This is a genomic window from Mesorhizobium sp. P5_C1 (assembly GCF_054049815.1).
The window spans coordinates 1-1,022 of the sequence record NZ_JBFULQ010001100.1 but is presented as its reverse complement, the minus strand read 5'-3'; the positions used below and the strand labels follow the sequence as shown (position 1 = coordinate 1,022).

The following is a 1,022-nucleotide window of genomic DNA, read 5'->3' as shown; positions in this document are numbered from 1 at the left end:
GCGACGGCACGTTCCAACTTATCGTCTGGGGCGAACGGTTGAGCGGTCAAGATCGCGTGACGGTCCATTTTGGCGAGACGCGCGTGTCGGTAAGAACCTACGATCCAACAATTGGCGTCGAGTCTGTCCAAACATTGAGCAACGTGCGTTCGGTCGAAATTTCGCTCAGTGACCATCCAATTGTCATCGCGCTTTCACCCAGCATGCAATGATGAGTCCTTGGTGGTCAGCACGGTCCGCCAGTGCGGTGTCTCGAACACGCTCACACGTCAAGGATTGTCTCATAGACRCTGCCGRTGTCTTCCTCGATCTCYGTGCTWGAGATGCCTWTCGACTTGGCGTCGGCGAACAGCTTYTGCGTGAGCTCGGCAACTGAAATGATATCTGCCCCCGCCGTTTCTGGAACGTTGGCGCCTATCCATTTGTACAAAAGTCGGTGCCGCGCGGGCTCATCCACCAAGAACGTAAGGCTAACCATCGCCACCGCGAGCGGCTGCAACAGCAGCTACACCGGCACCACAACCAGGTTGGCGCTACGCCTTCGGCGCGGCCGGCGGCCTCTTACGCCTGGCTTCCGAAGCCTACCGCATCCGGCGTGCCCATCTGTTCGATCCGTACCTGGCCGTGAGCGCTTCGCAGATCGAAGTGCTTCCGCACCAGATCACGGCCGTCTATGGCGAGATGCTCCCGCGCCAGCCGCTCCGTTTCCTGCTCGCCGACGATCCGGCGCCGGCAAGACGATCATGACCGGGCTGCTGATAAAGGAGCTTCTGATCCGCGGCGATCTGGAGCGCTGTCTGATTGTCGCGCCCGGCGGCCTCGTCGAACAATGGCAAGAGGAAATGGCCGAGAAGTTCGGCCTGCACTTCGATCTTCTTACCCGCGATCAGATCGAAGCATCGGTCACCGGCAATCCCTTCGTCGAGAAGAACCGGCTGATTATGCGCCTGGACATGGCGGCGCGCTTCCGACGAGTTGAAGGTGAAGCTGGAGGCGGCCGGCGATTGGGATCTGATCATCTG

General features: G+C 59.8%; 2 protein-coding genes and 1 pseudogene. 2 read left to right on the top strand and 1 reads right to left on the bottom strand.

Annotated features, from left to right (window positions below):
- A pseudogene (locus tag ACXJ7R_RS34160) lies at positions 1-212 on the top strand (glycosyl hydrolase); the annotation flags it as partial.
- A 50-nt stretch (positions 213-262) separates the two neighbouring features.
- Here the strand turns inward: ACXJ7R_RS34160 and ACXJ7R_RS34155 are convergent.
- Positions 263-478, bottom strand: a complete 216-nt coding sequence (locus ACXJ7R_RS34155; RefSeq protein WP_457155643.1) for a DUF768 domain-containing protein — start codon at positions 476-478, stop codon at positions 263-265.
- 265 nt (positions 479-743) lie between these two features.
- On the opposite strand from ACXJ7R_RS34155, the gene ACXJ7R_RS34150 reads away from it, so the two are divergent.
- The coding region (locus tag ACXJ7R_RS34150) for a hypothetical protein (protein ID WP_457155642.1) at positions 744-1,022 on the top strand (279 nt) is incomplete at its 3' end.